This window comes from Pseudomonas sp. PDM22 (assembly GCF_014851965.1).
Classification (GTDB): Bacteria; Pseudomonadota; Gammaproteobacteria; order Pseudomonadales; family Pseudomonadaceae; genus Pseudomonas.
Window position 1 is genome coordinate 1 of record NZ_JACVAR010000018.1, and the last position, 1723, is coordinate 1723.

The window sequence follows — 1723 nt, forward strand, 5'->3', positions numbered from 1 at the left end:
TTGGTTTCCTTGGCCAGGTCGGATCCGGCTACCTGCACACTCCAGGAGCCGTCTGCCGCAACCTTGGCGCTGTACTCGGTGCCGTTCAGGGTGAAGCTGACAACGTCGCCCTTCTGGAACTCGCCGGTGGCCTTGCCGCTGATGGTCTGCTGGACATCTGCCTCGGCAGCATTGAGCACATCATCTCCGGCCACGGTGTTGATGGTCAGCTGGGTAGTCTTGTCGTCCGGAGCCGTGGTGTCGATGACGATCGGGTACGGCTGCGACGGATCGCTGATGTTGCCAGCCGGGTCTTCGGCCTTGACGGTGAAGTCATGCTCGCCTTCGGCCAGGGCCTTGTCGGCCGGCACTTCGAACGACCAGGTGCCGTCATCCTTGGCGGTGGTGGAGCCCAGCTCCTTGCCGCCGTCGAAGACGTGGATGATGTCGCCCTTCTCGGCACCGTCACCGGAAATCACCGGGGTGGTGTCGTTGGTCGAACCATTCTTCGGCACGTCGATCAGGTGCGCCGGGTCATCGTTGTCCACCACGTCCTTGATGACCGGTGCGGTCGGCGCAGTGGTGTCGATGACGATCGGGTACGGCTGCGACGCATCGCTGATGTTGCCAGCCGGGTCTTCAGCCTTGACGGTGAAGTCGTGCTCGCCTTCGGCCAGGGCCTTGTCAGCCGGGACTTCGAACGACCAGGTGCCGTCGTCCTTGGCGGTGGTGGAGCCCAGCTCCTTGCCGCCGTCGAAGACGTGGATGATGTCGCCCTTCTCGGCACCGTCGCCGGAAATCACCGGGGTGGTGTCGTTGGTCGAACCATTCTTCGGCACGTCGATCAGGTGCGCCGGGTCATCGTTGTCCACCACGTCCTTGATGACCGGTGCGGTCGGTGCGGTGGTGTCGATGACGATCGGGTACGGCTGCGACGGTTCGCTGATGTTGCCAGCCGGGTCTTCGGCCTTGACGGTGAAGTCATGCTCGCCTTCGGCCAGGGCCTTGTCGGCCGGCACCTCGAACGACCAGGTGCCGTCGTCCTTGGCGGTGGTGGAGCCCAGTTCCTTGCCGCCGTCGAAGACGTGGATGATGTCGCCCGGCTCGGCGCCGCCACCGGAAATCACCGGGGTGGTGTCATTGGTAGAGCCATCTTTCGGGATGTCGATCAGGTTCGACGGATCATCGTTGTCGACGATGCTGTCGATGGTCGGAGCCGACGGAGCCGTGGAGTCGATCACAACGGAGATGACGGTCGGCTCGCTCTGGTTGCCGGCAGGATCGGTCGCGATGACGGTGATGTCGTTGTTGCCTTCGGGCAGCGGCTGGGTCGGGGTCACCGACCAGTCGCCGTTCTCGTCGGCCTTGGCGTGGATCTCTTCACCCGTCGGGAAGGTGACGGTCACGTCGGAGTTCGGCTCGGTCTTGCCGTCGATGGTCGGCGTGGTGTCGTTGGTGATGCCGTCGCCCTTGGTGCCGCTGTCGGAGGCTGGGTCCAGCCAGGCGTCCGCGGACGGAGCGGTGGTGTCGATGACGACAGTGATGACGGTCGGCTCGCTGGTGTTGCCCGCCGGGTCGGTGGCGATGACGGTGATGTCGTTATTGCCCTCGGGCAGCGGCTGCGTCGGGGTCACCGACCAGTCGCCGTTCTCGTCGGCCTTGGCGTGGATCTCTTCGCCCGTCGGGAAGGTGACGGTCACGTCGGAGTTCGGCTCGGTCTTGCCGTCGATGGTCGGCGTGGTGT

General features: G+C 64.7%; 1 protein-coding gene. It reads right to left on the reverse strand.

The annotated features are described in order from the left end of the window. On the reverse strand, window positions 1–1723 hold a 1723-nt coding region (locus tag IB255_RS30435; RefSeq protein WP_192211275.1), incomplete at both ends, for an Ig-like domain-containing protein.